A 26,705-nucleotide genomic window follows, 5' to 3' on the forward strand; every position below is an offset into this window, starting at 1 on the left:
GCGGTCTCACCTATATTGTCCTTTCAGGATTTTTCGATAACATACCGGCCTTTTTGATTGACGGAGCAGGCAGAACACATGGCATCTTTCGTCCCGGGACAACGCTGGATCAGTGATACCGAGATCGAACAGGGGCTGGGCACTATTCTTACATTCGACGCCCGCACAATAACCCTGCTCTACCCGGCCACAGGTGAAACCCGGGTTTATCGTCAGGAAAACAGCCCTCTGACCCGAGTACAATTCGAACCGGGCGACTCAGTAGCCAGCCACGAAGGCTGGATTCTGACCGTATCCGGTGTTGAGGAAAAGAACGGCCTGCTGGTTTACACCGGCACTGACGAAAACGGTGAACACCGTGAACTGCCGGAAGCCAACCTCGATAACTTTATCGAGTTCAACAAACCACAGGATCGCCTGCTGGCTGGCCAGATTGACCTGAACAGCAACTTCTCACTGCGGTATCAGACTCTGGCCCATTACAACCGCTTGTGCCAGTCCCCCTGGCTGGGCCTGTCTGGCGCACGCGCGAGCTTGATTCCCCACCAGCTGCATATTGCCCATGAAGTGGCCGACCGCTATGCGCCACGGGTACTTCTGGCGGATGAAGTGGGCTTGGGTAAAACCATTGAAGCCGGTTTGATTCTGAATCGCCAGCTGCTTACCGGCCGCGCCTCGCGCATTCTGATTCTGGTGCCGGAACCTCTGGTTCATCAGTGGCTGGTAGAAATGTTGCGCCGCTTTAATCTGGCCTTCAGTGTTTTTGATGAAGAACGCTGCCGCAATGCTGATGGCGACAATCCTTTTGCCAGTGAACAACTGGTACTAGCCAGCATAGATTTTCTGCGCAACAGCCCTGAACATCAGGCTCAGGCTTTGGATGCTGGTTGGGATCTGCTGGTTGTGGATGAAGCTCACCACCTGGAATGGACAGAAGAAAATGGTGCTGGCCCGGATTACCAGTTGGTAGAAAAACTGGCCGAAGACACTCCCGGAATTCTTCTGCTGACCGCGACTCCAGAACAGTTGGGCCATGCCGGTCACTTTGCCCGCTTGCGCCTGCTGGATCCTGACCGATTCCACAGTCTGGAAGAGTTCCAGAAAGAGGAAGCCAGTTACGAGCCCGTTGCCGAAGCAACCCGGGAACTGCTGGACACTGGTCGTATTTCCGAAGAGGCCGCCAACAATCTGCGCTCCCTGCTTGGCACAGAAGCCGATGGCTTGATTGCCATTATTAATGATGGTGACCAGACCGAAGCTGCTCACGCTAACGCCAGAGAACAGCTGATTCGCGCACTGCTGGATCGTCACGGCACCGGTCGTATTCTGTTCCGAAATACCCGAGCGGCTGTACCCGGCTTCCCCGGTCGTGCGGTGCAGGGTTACCCACAGGAACTGCCTGAGCTGTACTCTATTGCTTTAGAAGAGAGCGCTAAAACTGCAACTCCTGAGAGCAAAAGTTCCGATCTGCGTGAACAGCTGTTTCCCGAACTGGCTTACCAGAAACACGTAACGATTGATGACGCTGACCCATGGTGGAAAGTCGACCCTCGTGTTGACTGGCTGATTAATATGCTCAAGCTGCTGCGCAAGGAAAAGATTCTGGTCATCTGCGCCAACAGCAGCACGGCCATGGATCTGGAAAACGCTCTGCGCATTACTGCTGGCACCCAGGCATCCGTATTCCACGAAGGCATGAGCATTGTTGAGCGTGACCGCGCCGCAGCCTGGTTTGCTGATGAAGAGTTCGGTGCTCAGGTACTGATCTGTTCCGAGATTGGTAGTGAAGGCCGTAACTTCCAGTTTGCCCATCATCTGGTGCTGTTTGATATGCCTGCTAACCCAGATCTTCTGGAGCAGCGTATTGGTCGTCTGGACCGCATCGGCCAGGAAGAAACCATCCGTATCCACGTTCCTTATATTAAGGGCACCGGGCAGGAGCACCTGTTCCAGTGGTACAACGATGGCTTGAATGCATTTGCTGACACCTGCCCTGCAGGTAGTGTGGTGTACTCCAGTCTGAGGGAAGAGCAGGAAGCCTGGCTGCTAAGCACAGCCCAGACAGGCGAAGATCAAACTGATAGCGAGACAAGCTGGGACTTCGACACTCTTGTTGAGCGTTCCCGTACCATGAATGAAGAGGTCAGCCAGCATCTGCGCCTTGGCCGGGATCGCCTGCTGGAACTGAATTCCCGTGGTGCTGGCAGCAAGCGTGATCTGGTTGGTGAAATCAGCAGTGAAGACACGCCCAAAGTGTTGTCCAGCTATGTAGAAAACCTGTTCGAAAGCTTTGGCCTGGAAACCGAGGATCATTCAAAGAATGCTTTGGTGATTCGCCCCGGCAACCATATGACAGTCACCAGCTACCCTGGCCTACCCACCGATGGCACAACCATTACTTTCGACCGGGAAATCGCTCTCTCCCGTGAAGATATGCAGTTCGTCACCTGGGAGCACCCTATGGTGCGCGAAGGTATGGATATGCTGCTCACCAGTGAAACCGGTAACACCGCCTGCTCCATTATTAAGAGCAAAGGTTTGAAGCCGGGTCTGATGTTGATGGAAGCTATCTTTGTAGTGGAAGCCAGTGGTGATAAAGGCCTACAACTGGAGCGGTTCCTGCCACCAACGGTACTGCGTACGCTGATTGACCCATCCCTGAATAATCTGGATGCCAAGGTTCCGTTCAAGAACCTGGATGCCCAGTTGCAGAAGCTGAAAACCAGCACTGCCCGCAAGGTGGTGAAGAACCAGCGTGAAGCAGTTGTGAAGATGGCCAAGGCCGCGGAAAACCATGCCCGTGGCCAGGTGGCAGATATTATTAATAATTCCTGCCAAAAACTGATGAACAATATCACTCAGGAAATTCGCCGGATGGCGGCACTAAAAGCCGTTAACCCGAATATCCGTGATGAAGAGATTGAATTTCTCAAGCAACAGGCTGCTGAAGGCTATCAGCTACTGCAAAAAGCCCAGATGCGCCTGGACGCCATCCGATTAATTTTCACAACCTGATCACCCCAAGAGCAAAGCCGGCCCATACCATGTGAGCCGGCTTCTGCCATCAGTATTCTCCCGCACAAAAAGCGACTCAGTAGCCATAACCGGTATTTTTTGTAGTCTTTTGCCCATATTCGCGTGATATCCCCTTGCTTCCCTGTTCAGCTCTCCCTACCCTACCTCCATGCTGAGCAAGAAGTATCTGTCGTCCAGCCATGACAAGCACAATTACACCTCATACAGTTAGCCCCTGCTTCCAGTTGAAAGGCAGCATGATTACCATGATGACGCTGGAGCTGTATCGCTTTGATGAACTGAACCTCCATCACCAGTTGCAGGGACTGGTTGCCAAGGCTCCGCGCTTTTTTGAAAACACGCCAGTTGTCGTTAGCCTTGAAAACCTGCACAACCTGGAAGCTCCCGTAGACCTCCCCCGGCTCTGCTCTTTATGCGCGGGCTTTGGCATAAACCTGATAGCAATTCGAGGCGGCAACGCAGCCCATCGTGCCAGCGCCTCAGATGCAGGGCTGGCCTGCCTTCCGGCCCAGCCGGCCTCGACAAGAAAAGCACCTACTGCCGCCACCTACTCCTTTGAAAACACTCACTCTGCCACAGATCAAGCAGTTTCATCAGTCACACCTTTTAAGAAGGAGAATGTGACTCCGATTCATCAGAATGAGTTAAGTCTGAGTGATCCAGTATCACCAGACTCACATGGTGCAGAAACCAAAGCGCCATCAACGGTATCTCCGGCTTACCAAACCCCGAAAATCATCAGCAGTCCAGTTCGCTCAGGGCAGCAGGTGTTTCACGATGGTGACCTGATCCTGACCGGGCCTGTCAGTACCGGTGCCGAAGTACTGGTGACTGGTAATCTGTACGCTTACGGCGCATTTCGTGGCCGGGCCCTGGTGGGTGTGAAAGGCAATGATCAGGCACGTATTTTCTGCACGCACTTTGAAGCAGAGCTGGTTTCCATTCATGGGCATTACAAGATGGCGGCGGCCATGGACAAGTCACTCTGGAAACAGGCTGTACAGGTTTATCTGCTTGACGATTCACTGGCGCTGGAACGGCTTATATGAATCTTTGTTTGTACCAAATTAAATACCGGTAGGGGGAAACCTTGGCGAGAATTATAGTTGTCACTTCAGGTAAAGGCGGCGTCGGCAAAACCACCACCAGTGCGGCCCTGTCTACCGGTCTGGCCTTGCAGGGGCACCGCACCGTTGTCATTGATTTTGATATCGGCCTGCGCAACCTTGACCTGGTAATGGGCTGTGAACGTCGTGTGGTTTACGATTTTATCAATGTCATTAACGGTGAAGCTGCACTGCATCAGGCACTGATCAAAGACAAACATACCGATAACCTGTTTGTCCTGCCGGCCTCCCAAACCCGTGACAAAGATGCGCTCACACCGGAAGGTGTTGCCCAGGTTCTGGAAGCCCTGTCCAAAGAGTTTGATTATATTGTCTGCGACTCTCCGGCAGGCATTGAGCGCGGAGCATTGATGGCTCTTTACCATGCCGATGAGGCCATTATCACCACCAACCCGGAAGTTTCTTCTGTGCGGGACTCTGACCGGATTCTTGGCATTCTGCACAGCAAGTCCCGCCGGGCGGAACTGAACCTGGAACCTGTTCGGGAACATTTATTATTGACCCGCTACGATCCAACACGGGTTGAGCGTGGAGATATGCTCAGTGTTGAGGATGTCACTGACATTTTGGCCATTCCTTTGCTGGGCGTTATCCCGGAAGATGCCACTGTATTAAAGGCATCCAATCAGGGGATGCCGGTTATTCATCTGGAAGACAGCGATGCCGGCAATGCCTATGATGATGCCGTACAGCGTTTTCTTGGCCAGGAATGCCCTATGCGGTTTCTGGAAGCACCCCGAAAGGGGCTATTACAAAGGATATTTGGAGGGCAAGGATGAGCATTCTGGAAGTGTTTCGGCACAAACAGAAAAAAGACAACAGCGCGGCGATCGCCAGAGAAAGACTGCAGATCATTGTTGCCCACGAGCGTAATGGCGAACAAACGACTCCGGATTACCTGCCGTCCATGAAGCAGGATATCCTGGAAGTTGTGCGCAAGTATGTTGAAGTGCAACAGGATCATGTCAGTATCACTTTTGAGCATCAACAGGATGTATCCATACTGGAGCTGAATGTTACACTCCCGGAAACAAACTCGGCAGCCAGTTAAACACTGGCTGGCTACCTGTCGCACAAGAATAAAAGGGCTGGGATGTATCTGGAGTTAAGCGACATTGTTGTTCTGGCAGTTATTGCCAGCATTGCCATGTTCTGGTGGAACAGCCAGACGGTGCGTCAGCTTGCCATTCGTCACGCCAAAGCCCGCTGCAAAGAACTTGATCTGCAGTTCCTGGATGGCGGTATGTCCCTGAATTTTAAAAATATCGCCCGCAGCCCCGGCGGCAGCCTTGTCATCCGGCGCAGCTGCACTTTCGAGTTTTCGTCTACCGGTGAAGATCGCTATCAGGGTGAAGTCCTTATGCTGGGCAATCATCTGCAGGAAATACGCATTCCACCCCATATGCTTCCATAGCATTATCTTCGCTGAAAACCTCCACAACAGTCTCTCCTGACATTTGTTGTCCTGAATCAACGTGGCTTGCGTATGTCCGCTTTAGGATGTGCGTCCACACGGTTTCAATCACCAGTCTGTGGTTCTGTCCAGAGCGCAGACTGCGCAAAAGTGAGTCTTATGAGCGATATCAGAAATCTGCATCCTCAGGGTGTATGGCAACAGTTCGCCGATATCTGTGCAATTCCCCACCCTTCCCACCATGAAGACAAGATTCGTCAGCATGTGGTTGCCTTCTGCGAGAGCAAAGGCCTGGATCACACTGTTGATGCCACTGGCAACGTAGTTATTCGCAAGCCAGCCACTGAAGGCCTAGAAAACCGTCGCGGCGTTATTCTGCAGGCCCATATGGATATGGTTCCCGAGAAGAACAGCGACAAAGATCACGATTTCCAAAAAGACGCCATTGAAACCATTATTGATGGTGACTGGGTTCGCGCTAACGACACCACTCTGGGCGCAGACAACGGTATCGGCATGGCGGCTGCCATGGCAGTTCTGGCCGCTGATGATATTGCCCACGGTCCGCTGGAAGTTCTGATTACTACCAACGAAGAAGACGGCATGTCCGGCGCTCAGGGTCTGGAAGAAGGCCTGTTCAAAGGTGACATTCTGTTCAACCTGGACACTGAAGAAGAAGGCGAAATCTACGTTGGCTGCGCTGGCGGCGTGCGCATTGTTGCCGAGTCTGATTACACTCCTGAAGCTCTGCCAGAAGGCTATGTTGCCCGCGCTCTAAGCATTAAAGGCCTGAGCGGCGGTCACTCCGGCTGCGATATCCACCTGTACCGCGGCAACGCGATCAAACTGATGGTTCGCGCTGTTGAGACTCTGAAGCCTTTCGGTGTTCGCCTGTCCAGCCTGAACGGCGGCACACTGTTTAACGCTATTCCTCGCGAAGCTTCCGCTATCGTTGTTCTGCCTGAAGCTCAGGTTGCTGCCGCTGAAGCTGCTCTGGATACTTTTGCCGGTGAAATCCGCAATGAGTACCAGCTGGCTGATCCAGAACTCAACATGACCTGGGAAGAAGCGACTGTCGAACAGGTTCTGCCTGAAGGTGTGCAGACTACCTGGATGAACACTCTGCACGTTTGCCCTAACGGCGTTCTACGTATGAGCGACGTTGTTGCTGGCGTAACAGAAACTTCCGCTAACCTGGGTGTTGCCAAAATTGCTGAAGGCAAGATTGTGGCTCAGGTTCTGCCTCGCAGCATGGTTCACTCCGCTCAGGAAGATACCCGTCAGACCATTCACGGCCTGTTCGCTCTGGCCGGTGCCCGCACCAGCGATAACGATGGTTACCCTGGTTGGCAGCCTGCTACCAACTCTCCTGTTCAGCAGCTGGTTCAGGATGTTCATCATCAGCTGTTTAACAAGGATGCGGTATTTAAGGTGATTCACGCAGGTCTGGAATGTGGTCTGTTGGGCAAGAAGTACCCTAACTGGGACATGGTATCTTTCGGGCCTACCATCAAGTTCCCTCACTCTCCTGCTGAGAAAGTGCATATCGCCAGTGTTGGCCGTTTCTGGCAGTTGCTGGTTGCTTCTCTGGCAGAAGTGCCTGCTGCTTGAGATGTCACACCGTAATGTTGGGTTATTGCGTTGGGTTAGCCGCAAAGCGGCGTAACCCAACACCTCTCATACATCACGTCCCGATTAGCCCCGTCTTTTGCACTAATACCTTTTCCTAGTAACCATATTCAAACAGGTGAAGCTTTATTCAATGCAACAAGAGTTTCCTTCAACTGATCAACAAATGCATCGGCCAGCATAGAACTAGCCTTCTGTGCCGGTCTCAAGATAGCCACTGACAGTGATATCTCTGGAGCAAACGGGCGAAACACTAACAGCGGATCTTCCTTCTGGTATTCACTGTAACTGGCCATGGTCATAGGATCACATAGGCAGTAACAGAGCTTTTCCTCTACCAGCTTGAGCGCAGGCTGAAAATTCCGCAATTCAAAGCGCACATTCAATTTGGCACTCGCTTCCCGAAATGCTTCCCGCGTTGCAATAAAATTAGGATGCTCATCCTGCAATGTTGCCAGAGGCTGATTATCAAGATCCTCCGGGGTGATTAAGGCTTTGGCTGCTAATGGATCATCCTTTCGTACAGCACAAACACACCTTAACTCAAACGGTGTCACCTCCAGAGAGCTGTTTGGTGGGGGAGTTTCGGCCAAACCAACATCATACTGCTGGGTAGCAATCCACTGCTCTATCACTGACGAAGCCCGCATCATCAGCGACACTTTCACATTAGGTTTGTCTTTAACAAAATCGGCCACCAACCCCGGCATAAGAAACTGCGACGAAGCTGGCATACAGGCAATACGCAATCGCCCTTCCCTTAAACTGGATAGATCCTGCATAGTACGGGCAGCACGGGATAAACGCTCAAGTACCGCTTCTGCTTCTTCAAAGAAATATTGCGCCTCAGGCTTTCGTATCAGGCGCCCTCTGTGCCTCTCAAATAATGGCATCCCCAGCTCTTCTTCCAGATTGGCGATTAATGCGGAGACGGCCGGTTGTGTACGATTCAAAGTTCTTGCAGCTTCAGAAATGGAGCCAGTTCGAATCACTTCCCGAAAAGCTTCAAGCTGACGAATACTCAAGTTCATAGGCGGGCCAACAAGCAATAGGAAAAAGAGCGATAACGTTACAGAGGAACGCTCCTAAAATATACGCAGACAAAAAACAAAACCCCGCAATACGGGGCCTGATTCTCGGAAAGGGTCTTTTCTTTTTATTGTTATTCTTGTTTTTATTATGCGACAGTTCTTGTTACGTGAGTCGGCTTTGTTATTGTTATTACCGTTTTATTTTTATTGTTACCCACCTGGCAAGATTCTCTTCCGGAACCTTTTGCCTGCTTGCGTCGTATAGTTAGCAGATGCCATGCCAAAACCACCACTTCCCCAATATTAAAGGGCTGAACAATACTCAGCAGGATTCAGGCGACAGAAAACAGTCACCACTCCAAACCTCCCCCCACAAAGTGTTACCTGCCAAACGTTACAGGTAACAGACTGAATGCTGCTCACAAAATCCATAAAGTAACCTTATGGATCCATCGAAATAATCGCTTTGCCTCTATACGTAGAAACCATTAGCTTTCGCCCCATAAAAACAAGAGAGGCTAAGCCAATGAATCGCTTTGTCAGTTATCTGCTGACAGGTCTGATTTGTCTGGTGGCCCTGGGGCAGTTTGTCCAGGTGATCACCCGATACGTTCTCGAAATACCTGTCCTTGGTCTTGAAGAGACTCTGCTCTACCCAACCCTTTGGCTTTATGTCCTCGGTGCTGTGAATGCATCCCGGGAAAATTCCCATATCCGCGCCAATGTGCTGGAAATCTTTCTGAAAACCGTACGCCAGGAACGTGTGCTGGCCGTTATCGGCGAAGCCCTGAGCCTGATGATTGGTTGCTGGCTCACTTACTGGGCCTGGGATTTCACCAAGTACTCCTGGCGGGTATGGAAAGAGAGTCCAACCCTGTATATACCCACCTTTTATGTTGATGTTGCACTGCTGACCGGCATGGTGCTGATGATGATCTACACCACCGTTCACTTCATCCGTCATGTGCGCAGTCTGTTTATTGCGGAGGAACACTGAGATGGTTGAAATTGCATTGCTCGCCGTTCTGGTACTAGTCATTCTGCTGACCCTTGGAGTCCCACTGCCTTACTGCTTTGGTGGCGGTCTGATGGTGATGTACTTCCTCGGCGATGTCACCATGAAGGGCAATATGCTGTGGGGTTTCCAGCAACTGGGTAACCCGGTTCTGCTGGCCATTCCCTTGTTTGTTCTGGCCGGAACAATAATGAGTGTCAGCGGCATAGCCGCCAGTCTGTTGCGGTTTGTGAATATATTTGTTGGCCACCTGCGTGGCGGACTGGGCGTGGTTGCCACGGTAAGTTGTGCTCTTATCGGCGCAATTTCCGGCTCCGGCCTTACCGGTGTGGCGGCGATTGGCCCACTGCTGATTCCGGAAATGGAAAAGCAGGGTTATCCACGCCCTTACGCCACCGCCCTGATTGCCAACGCCTCACTACTGGGTCTATTGATACCTCCCAGTGTCACCATGATTGTGTACGGCTGGGTGACTGATACCTCCATTCTTGCGTCCTTCCTGGCCACGCTCGGCCCAGGGTTGTTGATCATGTTCAACTTTTCCCTGGTGAATATCTGGATGTCCCGCAAATTCCCGCTGGTCCTGGAAGAACGACCTAAAGGCAAAGACTTTGTCGCAGAAGTCAGTCGTCGTGGATTCAAGGCAACGCCAGCACTTTTGATGCCTGTGATTATTCTGGGTGGTATCTATGGCGGTGTCATGACTCCCACGGAAGCTGCAGCCGTGGCAGTGATTTATGCCATCCCCGTGGGCTTCCTGATCTACAAAGGTCTGAACCTGAAGACCCTGCTGGGCGCTGGCAAAGAAGCCTCCACATCCGTAGGCGCCATTATGCTGATGATCCTGTTCAGCATGATCCTGTCCCAGATGTTCGTATTCGAGGATGTCCCTCAGGAACTGGTGGAAGCCATCTTCTCCATCACCGACAACAAAGTCCTGCTGCTGATCATGATCAACGTGCTGTTGTTCCTGGTAGGTATGGTGGTGAATGACGTCACCGCCATCATCCTGATTGCACCTTTGTTGCTGCCACTGATGCAGGCACTGGGTATCAGTCCGATTCAGTTTGCCGCGATCATGGGCGTGAATACCGCGATGGGTGGGGTGACACCTCCTTACGCCTCCATCCTCTATCTGGGTGCCCGCATCGGTAACGTGAAAGTCACTGAAGTGATCAAGCCAGCGATGATCCTGATTCTGTGTGGCTATCTGCCTGTGGTGATTCTGACCTCCTTCTGGTCTGAACTGTCACTGTTCCTGCCCAGCTTTTTTGGATACTGATGCGCTTTAACTACTGATCATCGACCTTTGGTTTTAAGAGTTTGGGAGCAGGCATGCTGCTCCCATTATTGAGAAAGCAGAAACACTAACAAAAAGAAAACAACAAGAAACTGAGGAAACACCCATGAAAATGAAACGCCTGAACCGTGCCGTTGCTGCCGTGTTAATGACCGGCGCTCTTGGTCTGACCGGCCTGGCCGAAGCCAAAACCCTGAAAATCAGCCATATTCGCCCACAGGGTGCCAGTGTGGATGTCGAGCTGAAAGAGTTTGCCAAGGAAGTGAAGCAGACCACCGATGGTGATGTGAAAGTTAAAATCTATGCGGCCAGCGCTCTGGGCGACTACACCACTGTTCAGGAACGTATTTCACTGGGGGCTGTTGATATGGCTGTGCAGCCTGCAGCGACCGCGGCCTCCCGCCAGATGCAGATCAGTGCTTTCCCTTACGTGGCTGAAAACTGGGCACAGGCCAAGAAAATCTATGGCCCCGGCGGCGCCATTTATGACGCCATGAAAGAACTGTATGCCAAGCAGGATATTACGATGCTGGCTGCCTACCCGGTTTACTTTGGCGGTGTTGCCCTGAACCGCGACGCTGTTTCTCCCGGTGACGTGAATATCGATAAAGGCATCAAGGTTCGTGTACCAGGTATCAAGAGCTTCCAGCTGACCAGTGATGCTCTGGGCTATATCAGCTCCCCTATTCCTTTTTCTGAAGCCTTTACCGCGGTACAGACTGGTGTTGTTGACGGTGTAGTGGGTTCCGGTGCAGAAGGTTATTACGCCTCCTTCCGGGATGTGACCAAGACTTATATTCCGGTCAACACCCATTTTGAAGTCTGGTACATGATCATCAACTCCGAGACTCTTAGCGACCTGAACGCTGACGATCGTCAGGCTCTGGAAACCGCAGCGGTGAAGTTTGAAGCCAAGCGCTGGACCAAGGCGGAAAGTGATCAGTCTGCCTTTGAGCAAAAGCTGGCGGATAACGGTGCCAACATTGTGAAGATTACAGACGAAGAGCTGGCAGCAGCGGCCGAGAAAGTCCGCAAGGAAGTCTGGCCTCAAATCCTCAATGATGTCGGCCAGGACTGGGGCAACAAGATCCTTAGCAAGATCAACCAGTAACCCCGCATCTCCTGACCCTCTTCCGGCAGTAAATGCTGCCGGAAGACACTCTCTTACGATGAACTTGAATAACAGGGTTTTGCACCATGTTCCGTTCCCTGCGCCTTGAGAAAATGTCCGAGGTCACATTGACCATTAACGGGCGAGCTGTACAGGTGCCGACAGGCTCATCGGTCTGGGCTGCCATGGTACTGGCCGGTGATACCATAACCCGACAATCCCCGCTAACCGATAAACCCCGCTCCGCCTACTGCGCCATGGGCGTTTGTTTTGAATGCCTGGTAGAGATTGATGGGCTCCCGAATCGCCAGGCCTGCCTTGTTGAAGCCAAAGACGGCATGCATGTAAAGCGTCAACAAATTACAGAAGACACGATCTCCGTTCCTGAACAGCATACAAACAAGGATTACCCACTGCCTCCCATCACTGATGCAGCCGGAGGCAATGCTCATGAATAACAGTTTTGATATTGCCATTATTGGTGCTGGCCCTGCAGGAATGTCTGCAGCCATCACAGCTTCCAAAGCCGGTGCCTCTATCGTTGTACTTGATGAAAAAGCACGTGCTGGCGGCCAGATTTATCGTAACGTCACAGCCAGCCCCCTGCCTGCCCCTGAAGAGCTGGGGCCGGACTATATCAAAGGGCGTAAGCTGGTTAAGGCTTTTGAACAGTGCTCTGCCAGAAAAATTTATCAGGCGTCGGTCTGGCATGTAGGCGACAACGGCGAAGTGTTGTTTTCTTATCGCAATGAAACCCGCCGCCTGACCGCCAGAGAAATCATCGTCACCTGCGGCGCGATGGAACGCCCATTCCCGGTACCCGGCTGGCACCTGCCCGGCGTGATGTCCGCAGGTAGCGCCCAGGTTATGCTCAAAGCTGAAGGTATTGTCAGGGACGATGCCGTGTTTGTGGGTACCGGCCCGCTGCTGTACCAGATTGTGGCCCAGTATGTTCAGCTGGGTATCCCTGTCAAAGCGCTGATCGATACAACGCCTTACTCGTCGTATATTTCGTCTATGCGTCACGGCTTCAATGCCCTCGCCGAGCCGGGCATGATTATCAAAGGCCTGCGCCTTTTAAGCCGTATCGGCGATGAAGGCATTCCTGTTTACCGAGCCGCCTCCAACATCCGTATTGAAGGTGATGACAAAGCCTCTGCTATCCACTTTCAATGCGGCAGCAAACAACACTCGATAGCAGCCGAGCATGTTTTTCTCCATCAGGGTGTCATCCCTAACCTGAATATGGCCCGGGCTATCGGTCTGGATATTGAGTGGAGCGACCAGCAGTTGTGCTGGAAACCAAAATTGAATGAGTGGGGCCAAAGCTCTGTTCCCAGCATTTCTGTGGCGGGCGACGGCAGCGGCATTGTCGGTGCCGATGGCTCCGAAGCCATGGGCTGCATTGTGGCCAGCAACCTGCTGTACCGGCTGGGACTGATCAATGAACAGCAGCGCACCAATATGGCAGCCTCCAGCCAACGGACTTTGAGCAGCTTCAATACCTTCCGCCGCTTTATCGATGCACTGTACCGCCCTAAGGACGAGTTCCGCATTCCGGAAGATGACAACACTGTCGTATGCCGTTGCGAAGAACGTACGCTGGGCGAATTGCGCCAGGGTTTCGAACTGGGCGGCCGCGGCCCCAACGACCTCAAAGGCATGACCCGCTGTGGCATGGGCCCCTGCCAGGGTCGCCAGTGCGGCCACACTGTCAGCGAACTGCTGGCCAAATGGCGTGGCGAATCGGTTGACCAGATTGGTTATTACCGCCTGCGTTCGCCGATGAAACTGCTTTCCCTTACTGAGATGGCACACTTTGCTGACGTCATCCCGGATGATCTGTTTGTGGATGCCTCCGCTGCCTGTTCCACCAGCCAACAGGAGTCAGGCCTATGAACCTCCAAACTGCAGCAGATGTCGTGATTATCGGTGGCGGTATTCAGGGATGTTCGACGGCCTATCAACTGGCCAAGCGTGGCGTGTCGGTCATCGTACTGGAAAAAGACTGGGTTTCCCGCCATGCCTCAGGCGTTAATGCCGGCGGCGTACGACTTTTGGGGCGCGATGTTGCTGAAGTCCCTTTAAGCAAAGTTGCCATGAGCATGTGGCAAACACTGGATGATGAGCTAGACGCGGATACCGGCTTCCGCTCACGGTCGCTAATCAATATTGCTGCCGATGAAGCCGATATGACCAAACTCCGTCAACGGCAAGAGTTGATGCATGGCCTTGGTTACCATCACGAGACCATAATCGATCAACAGGAGCTGCGGGAGCGCCTGCCCCATGTCTCTCCAGTATGTGTTGGCGGTGTGGTTTCCGAAACCGATGGTTACGCCATTCCCTATCAATCCACTCTCGCCTTTCGGCGTGCAGCGGAGCGGCATGGCGCCCGGTTCGTAGAAGGGGAGGAAGTCCAACGGCTTCGCAAAATCGGCAACCACTGGCTCACTGAAACCAAAACCAGCAAATACGAAAGCCTGCACCTGTTGAACTGCGCCGGCGCCTGGGCTGAAAAGCTGTCGGTGATGATTGGTGATAACGTGCCGCTGACCCACAGCGCGCCCATGCTGATGATTACCGCCCGGATGCCTCACTTTGCTACGCCGGTGGTTGGCGCTGTCAGCCGTCCACTGTCGTTCAAACAGTTTGAAAATGGCACGGTTTTGATCGGTGGTGGCTCCAAAGGCTTTGCCGACCGGGATGACAACCGTACCCGTCTCGATTATCAAAAGCTGGCCATTGGCGCGAAAAATGCGGCAGAATTTTTCCCGATTATGAAAACGGCATCAATCAACCGGATGTGGTCAGGGCTGGAAGCCTATATGCCCGACAACCTGCCGGTGATAGGTACCAGCGTAAATGCTGACCGCGCCTGGCATGCCTTTGGGTTTTCTGCCCATGGTTTCCAACTGGGGCCGGTCGTGGGCCGGATTATGGCGGACCTGATTACCGGTGAAGAGTGCGAATTTGATTTGACGCCATTTCGTATTAACCGCTTTGAACGCAAGGTGCTTTAACGCCCCAACTTTACAAACACTGTCTATTGATTTTCAGGAGAGATGACATGTCCATCGAACGTATGGGTTCCACCCACCGTATGAGCAAGATTGTTAAGCATAACGGTACCATTTACCTGTGCGGCCAGACGGCCGGAGAAGCCCAGTGGGATATCGCTGAACAGACCCGTCAGTGCCTGAAGAAGGTGGAAGACCTGCTGGCAGAAGCTGGTAGCGATAAAAACAAGATTCTGTCTACCACTATCTACGTACGTGATATGAAAGACTTCGCCGCTATGAACGAAGTCTGGGATGCCTGGGTGGCTGATGGCGAAAAACCAGCCCGCGCCTGTGTGGAAGCCCGCATGGCAAGGCCAGAAATTCTGGTAGAACTGACTGTAGTAGCCGCCCAGCAATAAAGTTCAGTTTGTAAGCTTATCTCCCCAGATTGCTTACCACCTGCTGGAGCAAGGTTTCTGTTTTTCACCATGCTGGATTATCCTGCCCAGAGTGGTTCTCGGGCCATCCCTGGCCTTTGAAAACAGAAAACCTTGCTCCAACCCTCAACCACTTCCATCAGACCATCAGTGTGGGATTAACCTGCCAGACTTCTTGCCAGCAGGTTAACTGGATGCAAAACCTTCTTAGAAGTACTCATCTCCACCTGCATTTTGCAGGTTTCGCAATCGGTCACCACAAAGTCACACCCACTCTCTTCTATCTGGCGGAACAGCGGTTCACCAATACCCTGTGAAGTTTCATAGTTTTCCTTTTTAAAACCGTAAGTGCCGGCAATGCCACAACAGTTGGAATCCAGTTGCTGAAGCTCCAGGCCGGGGATTTCCCACAACAGTTTCAAAGTATGGAGAACACCGCCACCCTTAATCAGATGACAAGGGCTGTGGTAAGCCACTTTCAGGTTGACCGGCTTCATCTCAGGCTTATTACCAGCTTCAAACTCTCCGGCAAGGAAGCGGGTGATAAAGCTGATACGGGATTGCACCTTTTCGTTCTTCACTCCCAGCATATCCGGGTAATCTTCCCTTAACATCAGGGAACAGCTGGAGGAGCTGGAAACTATACGTTCACTGCCGTTATCCAGCGCCTGTTCACAAAATGAAGTGTTGAACTCCGCATTGGCTCTGGCTTTATCATGGAAACCATTGGCCACCAGCGGTACACCACAACACTTTTCCTTTTGCAGCAGCCGCACGCCAATATTCATAGTATTCAGAACTGTCACCAGATCCATGCCCAGTTGCGGATCATTAAAGTTAACGAAGCAACCATGGAAATATGACACTTTGCGGGCAAACTGTTCCTGCTTGGAAGCCACAGATTTGAATGTGCTGCGGAAGCTCTTTGTCGCGTAAGCCGGGAAGCTTCTGCGTTGATCAATACCCAGCCCTTTATCCATCAATACCTTGGTGGGTTTCAGGCTGGTAATTTTGTTAACAATTGGCGCTGTGCCACGGGTTAAACCACCCATCAGGTCGGTATGACTAAGCAGGAACTCCCGCAGCTTAAAGCTGTTATCACCATACTTTTGTTTAGCCGTGGCAATAATATCGGCGATACGCACATCGGATGGGCAGGCCACTTCACAACGCTTACAACCGGTACAGTATTTCAGGGCATCATCCAGAAACTCCGGGCTTTTCAAGCGAAGACGTTCACCATCCGGGCCACATTGTTTGGGGCCGGGATAATCCGGCCGCACGATGGATACCGGGCACTGGGAGGAGCAGGCCGTGCATTTCAGGCAGCGATCGAATGAACGATCATGGTTCTGGCCACTGCCGTTGAGGCTGAAAAGGTTCATACTCGCTGCCCCTTAACCTGACTGATAACATTTTCCGCAACCTGCCAGCCTGTGCTGATTGCTACACCGCCTCCGGAACCTTCCTGCACTGGGTCATACCCACCCAGAACTGCCCCACTGACATGAAGGTTGCTTAAGCCTTTACCTTCAACCATCGGTTGTCCGTTCTGATTCAGAGCTACACCACTGCGCACAAAGTTCTGCCCTTCGGGCGCAAGGAACTGATGACTGCTGAAGTCTTTGGGCTGATTCGCCCAGCTGTGAAGATCGAGATTAAACACTGGCTCTTTTACTGAGCTTGGATCACTCATGGATTCTTTTACCGACTGCAGGCCTTTGCTGAAAAAGCTGCCACTGGCGAGAATAAAATGATCCGCTGAGAGCAGATCTTCACCGGTACTTACACTCATCACCCGGTCGCCATCCACAGTACCGTGCCGCACTTCGGTGCCGGGAATCAGGAACCCTCCCAGTGCCCGGAAACGATTACGCAATGCTTTATGCAAACGCAGCCCGTGAACAGAAGGTGGCAGTGTGGCGATATCAACAATATTTAAACCGGTGCGCTGACGCAGCTGTTGCACACGGTTGCCACCCAGATCAGGATCGAAACAGGCGGGCATAACAACAAGGTCAGCGTCCTGTACCCGCTCACTCAAAACCCTCGCAAGAATATCCATATCCCGGTCGCCCATTGCGCTGGCCAGCTGCGGGGCGCGCATAGTGTCAGCTGTTGCACCGTGGCCATGTTCAAGGGGCAAATTAATATTGAAATGTTCTACAGCCACCTTGCTGAATGCCGGGTGCTGTTTTAATCCATGCATAGCCAGCTCGGGCATAAAGTCCAGAAAGCCGGTGATATTTACAAATACCACTTTCTGCAAACAACCACCCTCACCGTGGAAACATTCCCAGGGCATAGCTTTTGTGGCTGGCTGGCTTAGCCAAGTAGGGCGAAGGGCACCTGCGGCAGTTATACGCCATTGGTTTTCACGGCAATCGCTGGCCAAACCAAGCTCCAAACCGGCTTCAGCCATTTGCCCGTGGAACCAGTCCAGTGACTGAAAAACCTTTTCACTTCCTACTTTTGCATAGGGATGATCTGGGCACCTTTCAACAAGGCAATCAATCGCATCAAACGGGCGTCGTACAACGGGCTGGCTCGGGATGGAACCCAGTACATCAATTGATCCGGAAGCAAAAGTCAGTGCACTCTCACCACCAGATACAACCGCCACTTTTAAACCAGCTTCGGCACAACGAATACCTGCGGTCAGGCCTGCCAGCCCGCCACCAATCACCAGACATTCATGTTTCATACTTTGTGCTCCTCATCCTGAGTGGCATTCTCTGAAGCGGCATCAACCGCATTTACAGTGTTGGCCGCCTGTTGCCGAAGGCTTCCTAACCCCAACAACCCTTCCTGCACCCAATAACTGAACTCCGCTTCCCGCAAGCCATCCCCCCAAAGTACTGGCCTAACGCCTTTCCAGCGTTCTTCAATAAAATCCTGAAGAGTGTCGAGAGCATCAATCTGATCATTGCGGGATTCTGCCAATAACCCGGCGGTTCGACAGGCGCACATTTCTCCCTGACAGGGGCCCATACCTACACGGGTTCGACGACGAAGGTCTGACAAACTGCGGGCATTCAATTGATCTACGGCGTAAAGAATTTCACCACGGGTCACAACTTCACATTCACAAACGACAGCGTTACACCACTTACTGTCTTCTTTCACAAAATCTTTGGCCCGTTCACCATGGCGGTAAACAGCGGAACCTGCGACTGTTTTTGGCAATGAAGAGTCGGCAAGACTGTAGCCGCCCACCTGAACTTTCTTACCTTTGGTCTTGTCCTGATCAGACAGAAGTGCACCGGGCAAAGGCTTGCTGGCGGTTGAACATTTTTCAGAAACACCAAGATGCTTGGCCGCCATATCGGTAGCCACTTCTGCCATCAGACGATAAGTCATCAGCTTACCGCCGGTGATGGTAATCAAACCTGGCAGTGCATCGGATTCAGCATGATCAATGGCGACCAGCCCCCGGCTGATTGTTCTATCTGAACCGCCAGAGGAAAGAGAAACCAGCGGGCGTACGCCGCAGTAGGCGCGCAATACACGTGTATTCATCATGTCAGGTGCCAGTTTACTGCCTTCTTCCAGCAGTACTCGCACCTCTTCATCGGTCACTTCTAAAGTTTCCAGCTCATTACGGCCAACATGAGTGGATGTTGTGCCAATCACGGAAACGGTATCGCCTGGCACCAGAATGTCAGCATCACCAGGTTTACGGCAACGGTTGATGACCATGCCATTTAAGCGGTGGCCCATAATTAACAACGCACCGCGGGAGTGATACATATCTACAGAGAGATCTGCATATTCCATCACCTCATGGCACCAGGCACCTGTGGCATTAATTACCTGGCGGGCACGAATTTCAAACAATTCACCAGTGCGCTGATCACGGCATTGAATACCCTGCACATGGCCCATGCGAATAATCAGGCCAACGGCTTTGGTATCACTTAATAAGGTGCCGCCATGCTCACGGGCATCCAGAATGTTGGCCGAGGTAATGCGGAACGGATCAATGGTTCCGTCTGGAATTCTTACCGCACCAATCAACGCCGGGTTAACCGAAGGTTCGAGCTGTAATGCCTGCTGCGGTGTTAAAACCTCTGTGGGAATCCCTGCACGAGCACAGCCGTTTATAAAGTCTTGCTGATAATCCAGCCCGTCTTCTGGCAAAGAGATAAACAGGCCATCCGTCTTTTCAATACAATGCCCGGCAATATGTTTAAGGGTTCTGTTTTCTCGAATACATTCCGCCGCCGAATGACTGTCGGTGACAGCGTAGCGAGCACCGGAGTGAAGCAGCCCGTGATTACGTCCTGTGGTACCGCTGGCGATGTCGTTACGCTCAACCAGGATTGAGCGCATTCCCCTGAGACAGCAATCCCGAAAAACGCCCGCTCCCGTTGCGCCGCCGCCGATGATGACAACATCTGTTTCCAGTCGTCTCATAATGATGCACACCAATTCTTACATATCTTGACAATGTTACTGTGTGTGCACTCCTGTTGTTTTGATACAGAACAAACACTAACCACATGCAGGCAAGCCTATGAAATTGTTTAGTATTTCAAGGGATGTACGTGCGAAATGAACATTTCGTCCGTATTAGTTTGATTTTGTTGATTACCATCAACTCACAAAAACTAACAATGGGAATAATAAGCCCCTCTCGTACCGAATTCTGATTTAAAAACAAGCTGTAATGGGGAAAAGGATGAACAGAGAAACGCTATTCGGCGAATGTATTGCCGAAGTTGTTGGCACGGCACTGTTGATTATTTTTGGCGCTGGCGTTGTTGCTGCACTGGTTCTTACAGGGGCCAGCTTTGGCCAGTGGGAAATCAGCATCGTTTGGGGTATGGGCGTATCCATGGCGATTTTTGTGACCGGTGGTATTTCCGGTGCCCATATCAACCCTGCGGTAACTATTGCTCTTGCGGTATTCAAGGGCTTCGAAAAACACAAAATTATTCCTTATATTATTTCCCAGGTTATTGGCGCATTTATCGGTGCAGCACTGGTTTACCTGATGTATCAACCTCTGTTCGCTGAGTTCAATACTGTGAACAACATTGTACCTGGCAGTGTTGATCACCTTGCCACTGCAGGCATTTTCTCTACCTACCCCAACGCTGTTCTGAGCAATGGCCATGCCTTCATGATTGAAGTGTTTATTACTGCCATTCTGATGTGCGGCATTCTTGCACTGGGTGATGACAATAACGGCGCGCCTAAAGGTGCACTGACCGCCGTTCTGATTGGTATTCTGATCGCCGTAATCGGGTGTTCTTTCGGCCCACTGACTGGCTTTGCCATGAACCCAGCCCGTGACTTTGGCCCTAAATTGTTTGCCCTGGTTTCTGAGTGGGGCTCTGTTGCCATGACTGGCGGCCGCGACAATCCTTATTTCTGGGTTCCCATCCTTGGCCCAATCGTTGGTGCCAACCTGGGTGCCTTCATTTACACACGCATTATTGAAAAGCAGCTGGTTCTTCTGAAGGAATGCGGCACTCCTGGTTGCGAGCCTCGCATGGAACAGGAAGGCACCACCTCCGTTGAAGAAGCACTGAACGCTAAGTAATTGCCAGACATTGGTTAATTACTGAACGAAAAGCCATTTATTTCCTTAAATATCTTCACGACAATAAAGCCCTGGAAACGGGGCTTTAAGGACTGAGTCATGACCGACGAAACCAAATACATTCTTTCTCTTGACCAGGGAACTACCAGCAGCCGCGCAATTATCTTCGATCGCAATGGCGGTATTGTTGGTGTGTCCCAGCAGGAGTTTAACCAGCACTACCCTCAGGCTGGCTGGGTTGAGCACGACGCCATGGAGATCTGGGCGACTCAGCGTGGCGTGATGACTGAAGTTCTGGCCAAGACTGATATCAAACCTGAGCAGATTGCCGCTATTGGTATTACCAACCAGCGTGAAACCACTGTGGTGTGGGATAAAAACACTGGCCAGCCTATATACAATGCCATTGTCTGGCAGTGCCGCCGTACCGCAAGCACCTGCGAGCAGTTGAAGCGTGACGGTTTGGAAGACTATGTTCGTGAGAACACTGGTCTGGTGATTGACGCTTACTTCTCCGGCACCAAGGTGGCGTGGATTCTGGATAACGTTGAAGGCGCACGTGAAAAGGCTGAAAAAGGTGAGCTGCTGTTCGGTACTATCGACACCTGGCTGACCTGGAAGCTGACCGAAGGTAAGACTCACGTGACTGACGTGACCAACGCCTCCCGCACCATGCTATTCAACATCAAGACCCTGGAGTGGGACGAAAAGATGCTGAAGGCTCTGGGCGTACCTCGCAGCATGTTGCCTGAAGTGAAGTCCAGCTCTGAAGTTTATGGTCATGCCACTATTGGTACGACTACAGCTCCAATTGCCGGTATTGCTGGTGACCAGCAAGCAGCGCTGTTCGGTCAGCTGGCTCTTGAAAAAGGTATGGCCAAGAACACTTACGGTACTGGTTGCTTCCTGCTGATGAACACTGGCGAAGAGCCAGTGAAATCTAATAATGGTCTGATAACCACCATCGCTTACGGCCTTGACGGCAAAGTCAACTACGCGCTGGAAGGCTCTGTATTCGTAGCCGGTGCCAGCATCCAGTGGCTGCGTGATGAAATGGGCCTGATTCGTGATGCGGCAGACTCTGAGTATTTTGCAGAGAAAGTAGAAGACACTAATGGTGTGTATGTTGTTCCTGCCTTCGTAGGCATGGGAGCACCATACTGGGATTCTTACGCTCGCGGCACCATTGTTGGCCTGACCCGTGGCGCAAACCGCAACCATATTGTTCGTGCGACTCTGGAATCTCTGGCTTATCAGTCCCGCGACGTTCTGGATGCCATGCAGAAAGACTCCGGCCTTGAACTGAACCAGCTGAGCGTTGACGGTGGCGCTGTTGCCAACAACTTCCTGATGCAGTTCCAGTCTGACATTCTGGGATCCAAGGTTGTTCGCCCAACTGTTATTGAAACCACGGCTGCCGGTGCTGCTTATCTGGCTGGTCTGGCTGTTGGCTACTGGGCTAACACTGAAGACCTGCGTAAGAACATCAGCGTAGATCGCACCTTCGAACCAGAAATGGAAGAAGAAAAGCGTGAGAAGATTTACCACGGCTGGCAGCGTGCTGTTGAGCGCTCTCTGAAGTGGGAAGAAGAATAATCAACTACAACTTTTAAACTGACTGAAAGTTAAATTAAACCCCGAAACGGAGCCATTGGCTCCGTTTCTTTTATCCGTTTTCATCAGCTTTTCTCAGCGACTGTTCCGTGACGAATAGAAGGTGTCTGTTGCATAATTGTGCCACTGGAATATTTAACGCATGGATTGATTGGCATATGACTTGTGCCTGAAAGCTCTGTGGGGCGGTAGCGTTCTTTTTCGGTTATTCAATTGCAATCAACTGGACTTCTTACACCTCGCCCGCCTTTATTCAGAACATGAGTGTAAATCATTGTGGTATTGACGTTGGTATGCCCAAGTAGTTCCTGCACGGTGCGTATGTCATACCCGCTTTCAAGCATATGAGTAGCGAAGCTATGCCGAAAGGTATGACAGCTGGCGTGTTTATGTATACCGGATTTATATATAGCAGCTTTAACACTACGCTGAATATGGCGCTCATTAATATGATGACGGCCAATTTTTCCTGTACGAGGGTCACGACTTAGTTGGTTGCTGGCAAAAATAAACTGCCAGGCTAACTCTTTACCTGCATTGGGATATTTCCTGGCTAAAGCTCCTGGTAAGTGTACATGGCAGACATTTTCAGCCAGAGCTTTTTGATGAAGAACTGCAGAGTGTTCAATATGTTGTTTTAAAGTTGGTACGATTTTCTGAGGAAGGACTGTGACACGATCTTTACCGCCCTTCCCTTCGCGTACGGTAATTTCACTGCGACTGAAATCAACATCTTTTACTCGCAGACGGATAGCCTCCATTAAGCGCATACCAGCACCATACATAAGCTGGGATATGGTTAACGGAGTGCCACTCAAATGAGATAAGACAAGCTCTGCTTCATTTCTTGAGAATACAACAGGCAACTTTTTAGGCCGTTTAGACTGAGACCACTCATTGATAATCAACTCTTCTCGCTGCAAGACATGGCGATAAAGGAAAACTAAAGCACTTAGAGCCTGCTGTTGCGTGCTTACCGATACATGACGCTGCATAACAAGATAGGAAAGAAACTGACTTATCTGATCTCCTCCCATACTGGCAGGGTGTTTCATTTTGTGGAATTTGAGATATTGCTTGATCCAGCTCCAGTAAGCTTTTTCAGTTGAATACGAGTAGTTTATTGTTCTTATTGCCTGCTGAAACTGTTGCTGCAATCTCATTATCTTTAAACCACTACTGTATAGGAAAACAGTAAAAATAGTTCGCCTATGCTGGTTTCTCAAGGTGTTGTTAGGGCTTTGTTTTTATTGGTTTTTTGAAGGCATTTGTCGTTTCTTTGCTCTTAAGCGGCAAATATGGCTTCTGGGTTTGCGACAGTATCAATAATGTTTTCTGCTTTTCCTGTGGGTGCTACCAGCTGATATTTGGGGCACTGGGGAGAGTGGAAAGAAAATAATAGATAGCTGATTATAGGGCTTTTGACGTGTATGACGCTGTTACACGCTGGGGGAGTTTCATTGTTTGCTCCCCTGCCCTTCACAAGTCGCATTAAAGAAAATTAATTCTGCAAAGCTGGCGTGGTAGCATTGTCGTTTATTACACATGCAATGCCAGCTTAAATATTGTGCATTGATTCAGGGTCAGTGCAGCTGGCAGGCGGTAGCGTGCTTATTTCCTTCGTGCACGCCAGCGTCAGCATTGTGCTCCCCAAGTTTCGTATCGTTTGCCAGCCCTGAATTTTACGGCTGGCATTTTGGTTTTGGGCTGCCCAAAACTTTTCATTTAAGTTCGGCAAGCTCTACACATTCAAAGCAGCTGGCAGGCCAGTTCAGTCACAAACATTCAACGTGCAATGCCAGCAAAAGCTTGGTCTGGCTGGCGTTGTCGGCACAAGCGTGTAACAAGAGCGTCGTGTACGGCAGCAAGCTGCCTGGGACGCCTACGGCGCCCCACACGCGGGCGTTATGTTGCTCCCTAAGATCAGAGTAAACCATCATGCTTATGTCGATTTTAAGAGTTAAAGGTTCAGAGGAAGCTCTTAGATTTCTATCCGATGAAATTGATATATATGATGACGAGATTTTCAAATCTGAAACAGGAACGATTACCAGCTTTGGTATTGATATCTCTGAATCTGAAGAGATCAACGATCACTTTAAAGAGATATCAAATTTCATCGATAAATTTAGAACATCAATACAAGCTTCAGTCGCTAAAGGTTGTACTTGGACACTTGATATTGGGTGTTCAGTCGGTGAGGATATTGCCTATGCAAGGTTTTTAAAGTTTTCTCCTGAAGTATTGGCACGACTTTCATCTAGCCAAATACATCTTGAAATCAGTGCTTATCCAACAAGTGATTAGCTCAGAGTACAAAGGAATTTCGGTAGTAAATGTCAAAAAATGAAAATGAATTTTCTCAGCTATCTGATCATGAACTAGTAGATGCCTATGCACAGACCGGCGATCCGTGGGCTCATGAAATGATTAAAGCTGAAGAACGGCGGCGAACTTCTGAACGAGCACTTTCACAAGCACATGTATCAAATAAAATTGCAATTGGTTCACTTATTGTAGCAATTGCCAGTTTAATCGTTGCAATTATTGCGTTACAAAAGTCTTAGCTATCCAGTCAGCAACATAACAAGTGCGTGGTATTCGTCGCTGCGCTCCTGGGACGCCTGCGGCGCCCCACACGCAGGCGTTATGCGAAACCAAACAATGAGTTAAACATGAGAATAAAAGTTTTCTTCCTAATTCTTTTTTCCATCGTTATTTATGGAACAATTGATAGCGGTATAGACCAACTGAATGAGCGGCATCAAGCCTATGTCATGGAAAAAGCTTTAGGTACAGATATCAAAAAACAGGATTATTTAGATAAATCAATCCATGAAATTTCAAAATCCATCTCATCATTAGAAAGCCATAACAAAGTCGGTTTAGCTATAACCGAACATAAAAACTTTGTATATGTAACATTCTCCATTAGATTTATTTTACTTGTACTGATTTCATTTCTATGTACAGCTTTAGTCACCAAAATTATTCAAAATAAACAATAAAGTGAAAGACAAATGGATTTGAAACAGAATAAAAAGAACGATACTACTAATAATTTTATCCTTACCAGCTTTAGCAGCTGCAGAATATTACAAATGGGTCGATAGCGATGGCAACATACACTTTAGCGACTCAAAACCAAAAAAAGAAATCCATGAGTCAATCACCCTGGATAGAGAATACTATAACTCTATTACTTATAAGCTAACTGGAACATTAACCTTATACTCAGCTGAATGGTGTGGATATTGCGATCAAGCAAGGAGTTACTTCCAAAGTAAAAAAATCCCATTCAGAGAGTACGACATTGACAAAAGTAAATCTGCAAAATCAAGATTCAATCGTCTAGGTGCAAACGGAGTTCCATTTATAACCTTAGGCCATCAGAAAATGGAAGGTTTCTCAATAAATCGCTTTAACAACTTCTATAAAAAACATACAAAGTAGCATAACAAGGCGTTGGTGTTCGGCAGACAAGCTGCCTGGGACGCCTACGGCGCCCCACAACTTCGCGTTACACGGCCAAGGGAAACCCAGTGCATAGAAATATCGCAAAAGAAGTATCAAAATTAATTTCTGAAGATATTTCTTCAAACTCAGATTTTACGCTTCTAAGAAGCATAAAGCCGGGAATAATAAAGAACTTCCATCAATTCGCTGATGACCGAAAAAGTCTTGGTTCTTTTTTGATCGGCAATGGAGAAAAGAATCTATGGTTTCTATTTGTCGACTGGAGAGAGAACAACAATTATTACTTAGTAATTTATCCAGAGAATAATAACCTTCCTCCGGTTGCTGAACTACACAAAATGTCCTCCTATGGGAATGAGCATGATCTCCACTGGTCATATGCACCAAGGAAGAGGGATGAAAAGAACAAAGAAAGAAAAGCCCACTTCGAATCTATGTTCAACTCCTGTAATGCAGTAATCTCATTACCAAGTAACATAGTAAGCCTTGATGAGTTTCTAACGAATACTTTTCATCTTGCCGAGTGTAGAGTCAAATCGGACAAGCTTGAAAGCTTAGATCAACCGCTTGAGCCAACAGCATTCTCTGAGGGCAAGCGTTTGGAGAAAAAACATAAAGCAAGAGAACGCTCTACAAAATTGGTGAATCTTGCCAAGAAAAAGCATGCAGAGAAGAACAAGGGCAGTCTTCCATGTGAGGTTTGCGGTTTTGATTTTCATATAATCTATGGAGAAAAAGGCCACTTCTTTATCGAAGCCCATCATAAAGTGCCATTAAGTGAGCTTGATGACCTTGGTACAGAAAACGCTAAGATTGAGGATTTAGCACTTGTTTGTGCTAACTGCCACAGAATGTTGCACCGTGGCTCAGGCTCTACAATTGAAACCCTTAAATCTGAGTTAATGGCCGTGTAACAAGAACATGGTGTACCTCGCTTCGCTCGTGGGACGCCTGCGGCGCCCCA

25 protein-coding genes are annotated in these 26,705 nt (G+C 50.1%); 20 read left to right on the forward strand and 5 right to left on the reverse strand.

Going from position 1 to position 26,705, the window contains the following annotated elements:
- The first annotated feature begins 78 nt into the window (after positions 1–78).
- From rapA to ACY2RR_RS22235, 6 genes are all read left to right on the forward strand, one after another.
- Positions 79–3,015: an RNA polymerase-associated protein RapA gene (rapA, locus tag ACY2RR_RS22210; protein WP_490110385.1), complete on the forward strand. Its 2,937-nt coding sequence runs from the start codon at positions 79–81 to the stop codon at positions 3,013–3,015.
- 200 nt (positions 3,016–3,215) lie between these two features.
- Complete coding sequence (minC, locus tag ACY2RR_RS22215; protein ID WP_490110386.1) at positions 3,216–4,085, forward strand: septum site-determining protein MinC; 870 nt, start codon at positions 3,216–3,218, stop codon at positions 4,083–4,085.
- Between the two features lie 41 nt (positions 4,086–4,126).
- Positions 4,127–4,942, forward strand: a complete 816-nt coding sequence (gene minD, locus ACY2RR_RS22220; RefSeq protein WP_490110387.1) for a septum site-determining protein MinD — start codon at positions 4,127–4,129, stop codon at positions 4,940–4,942.
- Positions 4,939–5,214 (forward strand): cell division topological specificity factor MinE, encoded by a 276-nt coding sequence (gene minE, locus ACY2RR_RS22225; protein WP_490110388.1) that lies wholly within the window; start codon positions 4,939–4,941, stop codon positions 5,212–5,214. The genes minD and minE overlap by 4 nt, the downstream gene beginning before the upstream one ends.
- Positions 5,215–5,256: 42 nt before the next feature.
- The gene (locus ACY2RR_RS22230) at positions 5,257–5,577 is read left to right on the forward strand and encodes a DUF3301 domain-containing protein (RefSeq protein ID WP_490110389.1); all 321 of its coding nucleotides are present in this window, start codon (positions 5,257–5,259) and stop codon (positions 5,575–5,577) included.
- A gap of 159 nt (positions 5,578–5,736) precedes the next feature.
- Complete coding sequence (locus tag ACY2RR_RS22235; RefSeq protein ID WP_490110390.1) at positions 5,737–7,188, forward strand: aminoacyl-histidine dipeptidase; 1,452 nt, start codon at positions 5,737–5,739, stop codon at positions 7,186–7,188.
- A 128-nt stretch (positions 7,189–7,316) separates the two neighbouring features.
- Here the strand turns inward: ACY2RR_RS22235 and ACY2RR_RS22240 are convergent, their stop codons facing one another.
- Positions 7,317–8,237: a LysR substrate-binding domain-containing protein gene (locus ACY2RR_RS22240; protein WP_490110391.1), complete on the reverse strand. Its 921-nt coding sequence runs from the start codon at positions 8,235–8,237 to the stop codon at positions 7,317–7,319.
- 526 nt (positions 8,238–8,763) lie between these two features.
- Here ACY2RR_RS22240 and ACY2RR_RS22245 point away from each other — a divergent pair.
- The 7 genes from ACY2RR_RS22245 (at position 8,764) to ACY2RR_RS22275 (ending at position 15,084) form a co-directional block, all read left to right on the forward strand.
- The gene (locus ACY2RR_RS22245) at positions 8,764–9,234 is read left to right on the forward strand and encodes a TRAP transporter small permease (RefSeq protein ID WP_490110392.1); all 471 of its coding nucleotides are present in this window, start codon (positions 8,764–8,766) and stop codon (positions 9,232–9,234) included.
- Position 9,235: 1 nt separating this feature from the next.
- Positions 9,236–10,534 carry a TRAP transporter large permease gene (locus ACY2RR_RS22250; RefSeq protein ID WP_490110393.1) on the forward strand — a complete coding sequence of 433 codons (1,299 nt, stop codon included), beginning with the start codon at positions 9,236–9,238 and terminating at the stop codon, positions 10,532–10,534.
- A gap of 124 nt (positions 10,535–10,658) precedes the next feature.
- On the forward strand, positions 10,659–11,663 hold the full coding sequence (gene dctP, locus ACY2RR_RS22255; RefSeq protein ID WP_490110394.1) for a TRAP transporter substrate-binding protein DctP: 1,005 nt from the start codon (positions 10,659–10,661) through the stop codon (positions 11,661–11,663).
- 86 nt (positions 11,664–11,749) lie between these two features.
- Complete coding sequence (locus tag ACY2RR_RS22260; RefSeq protein ID WP_490110395.1) at positions 11,750–12,121, forward strand: (2Fe-2S)-binding protein; 372 nt, start codon at positions 11,750–11,752, stop codon at positions 12,119–12,121.
- Positions 12,114–13,562 carry an FAD-dependent oxidoreductase gene (locus ACY2RR_RS22265; protein WP_490110396.1) on the forward strand — a complete coding sequence of 483 codons (1,449 nt, stop codon included), beginning with the start codon at positions 12,114–12,116 and terminating at the stop codon, positions 13,560–13,562. The genes ACY2RR_RS22260 and ACY2RR_RS22265 overlap by 8 nt, the downstream gene beginning before the upstream one ends.
- On the forward strand, positions 13,559–14,686 hold the full coding sequence (locus ACY2RR_RS22270; RefSeq protein WP_490110397.1) for an NAD(P)/FAD-dependent oxidoreductase: 1,128 nt from the start codon (positions 13,559–13,561) through the stop codon (positions 14,684–14,686). Before ACY2RR_RS22265 ends, ACY2RR_RS22270 begins: the two co-directional genes overlap by 4 nt.
- A 47-nt stretch (positions 14,687–14,733) precedes the next feature.
- Positions 14,734–15,084: a RidA family protein gene (locus ACY2RR_RS22275; protein ID WP_490110398.1), complete on the forward strand. Its 351-nt coding sequence runs from the start codon at positions 14,734–14,736 to the stop codon at positions 15,082–15,084.
- A 176-nt stretch (positions 15,085–15,260) separates the two neighbouring features.
- Here the strand turns inward: ACY2RR_RS22275 and glpC are convergent, their stop codons facing one another.
- From glpC to glpA, 3 genes are read right to left on the reverse strand one after another with little or no spacing between them, the layout of a single operon-like run.
- The gene (glpC, locus tag ACY2RR_RS22280; RefSeq protein ID WP_490110399.1) at positions 15,261–16,487 is read right to left on the reverse strand and encodes an anaerobic glycerol-3-phosphate dehydrogenase subunit GlpC; all 1,227 of its coding nucleotides are present in this window, start codon (positions 16,485–16,487) and stop codon (positions 15,261–15,263) included.
- Positions 16,484–17,806, reverse strand: coding sequence for a glycerol-3-phosphate dehydrogenase subunit GlpB (gene glpB / locus ACY2RR_RS22285; protein WP_490110400.1), 1,323 nt, complete (start codon positions 17,804–17,806; stop codon positions 16,484–16,486). The genes glpC and glpB overlap by 4 nt, the downstream gene beginning before the upstream one ends.
- Complete coding sequence (glpA, locus tag ACY2RR_RS22290; RefSeq protein WP_490110401.1) at positions 17,803–19,518, reverse strand: anaerobic glycerol-3-phosphate dehydrogenase subunit A; 1,716 nt, start codon at positions 19,516–19,518, stop codon at positions 17,803–17,805. The genes glpB and glpA overlap by 4 nt, the downstream gene beginning before the upstream one ends.
- Positions 19,519–19,783: 265 nt before the next feature.
- Here glpA and ACY2RR_RS22295 point away from each other — a divergent pair, with 265 nt between their 5' ends.
- Both ACY2RR_RS22295 and glpK read left to right on the forward strand, forming a co-directional pair.
- Positions 19,784–20,650, forward strand: a complete 867-nt coding sequence (locus tag ACY2RR_RS22295; protein ID WP_490110402.1) for an MIP/aquaporin family protein — start codon at positions 19,784–19,786, stop codon at positions 20,648–20,650.
- 99 nt (positions 20,651–20,749) lie between these two features.
- On the forward strand, positions 20,750–22,246 hold the full coding sequence (gene glpK / locus ACY2RR_RS22300) for a glycerol kinase GlpK (protein WP_490110403.1): 1,497 nt from the start codon (positions 20,750–20,752) through the stop codon (positions 22,244–22,246).
- Between the two features lie 227 nt (positions 22,247–22,473).
- Here glpK and ACY2RR_RS22305 read toward each other — a convergent pair whose 3' ends face one another.
- Positions 22,474–23,427: an integron integrase gene (locus tag ACY2RR_RS22305; RefSeq protein ID WP_490110404.1), complete on the reverse strand. Its 954-nt coding sequence runs from the start codon at positions 23,425–23,427 to the stop codon at positions 22,474–22,476.
- A gap of 775 nt (positions 23,428–24,202) precedes the next feature.
- Here ACY2RR_RS22305 and ACY2RR_RS22310 point away from each other — a divergent pair.
- The 5 genes from ACY2RR_RS22310 (at position 24,203) to ACY2RR_RS22330 (ending at position 26,655) form a co-directional block, all read left to right on the forward strand.
- A complete protein-coding gene (locus ACY2RR_RS22310; RefSeq protein ID WP_490110405.1) occupies positions 24,203–24,571 on the forward strand; it encodes a hypothetical protein in 369 nt (122 codons plus the stop codon).
- A gap of 29 nt (positions 24,572–24,600) precedes the next feature.
- Positions 24,601–24,831 carry a hypothetical protein gene (locus ACY2RR_RS22315; protein WP_490110406.1) on the forward strand — a complete coding sequence of 77 codons (231 nt, stop codon included), beginning with the start codon at positions 24,601–24,603 and terminating at the stop codon, positions 24,829–24,831.
- Between the two features lie 108 nt (positions 24,832–24,939).
- A complete protein-coding gene (locus tag ACY2RR_RS22320; RefSeq protein ID WP_490110407.1) occupies positions 24,940–25,272 on the forward strand; it encodes a hypothetical protein in 333 nt (110 codons plus the stop codon).
- A gap of 52 nt (positions 25,273–25,324) precedes the next feature.
- Positions 25,325–25,717, forward strand: coding sequence for a DUF4124 domain-containing protein (locus ACY2RR_RS22325; protein WP_490110418.1), 393 nt, complete (start codon positions 25,325–25,327; stop codon positions 25,715–25,717).
- A gap of 89 nt (positions 25,718–25,806) precedes the next feature.
- On the forward strand, positions 25,807–26,655 hold the full coding sequence (locus ACY2RR_RS22330) for an HNH endonuclease (protein WP_490110408.1): 849 nt from the start codon (positions 25,807–25,809) through the stop codon (positions 26,653–26,655).
- Positions 26,656–26,705: the final 50 nt, after the last annotated feature.

Source organism: Parendozoicomonas sp. 2304DJ65-17 (assembly GCF_058148445.1).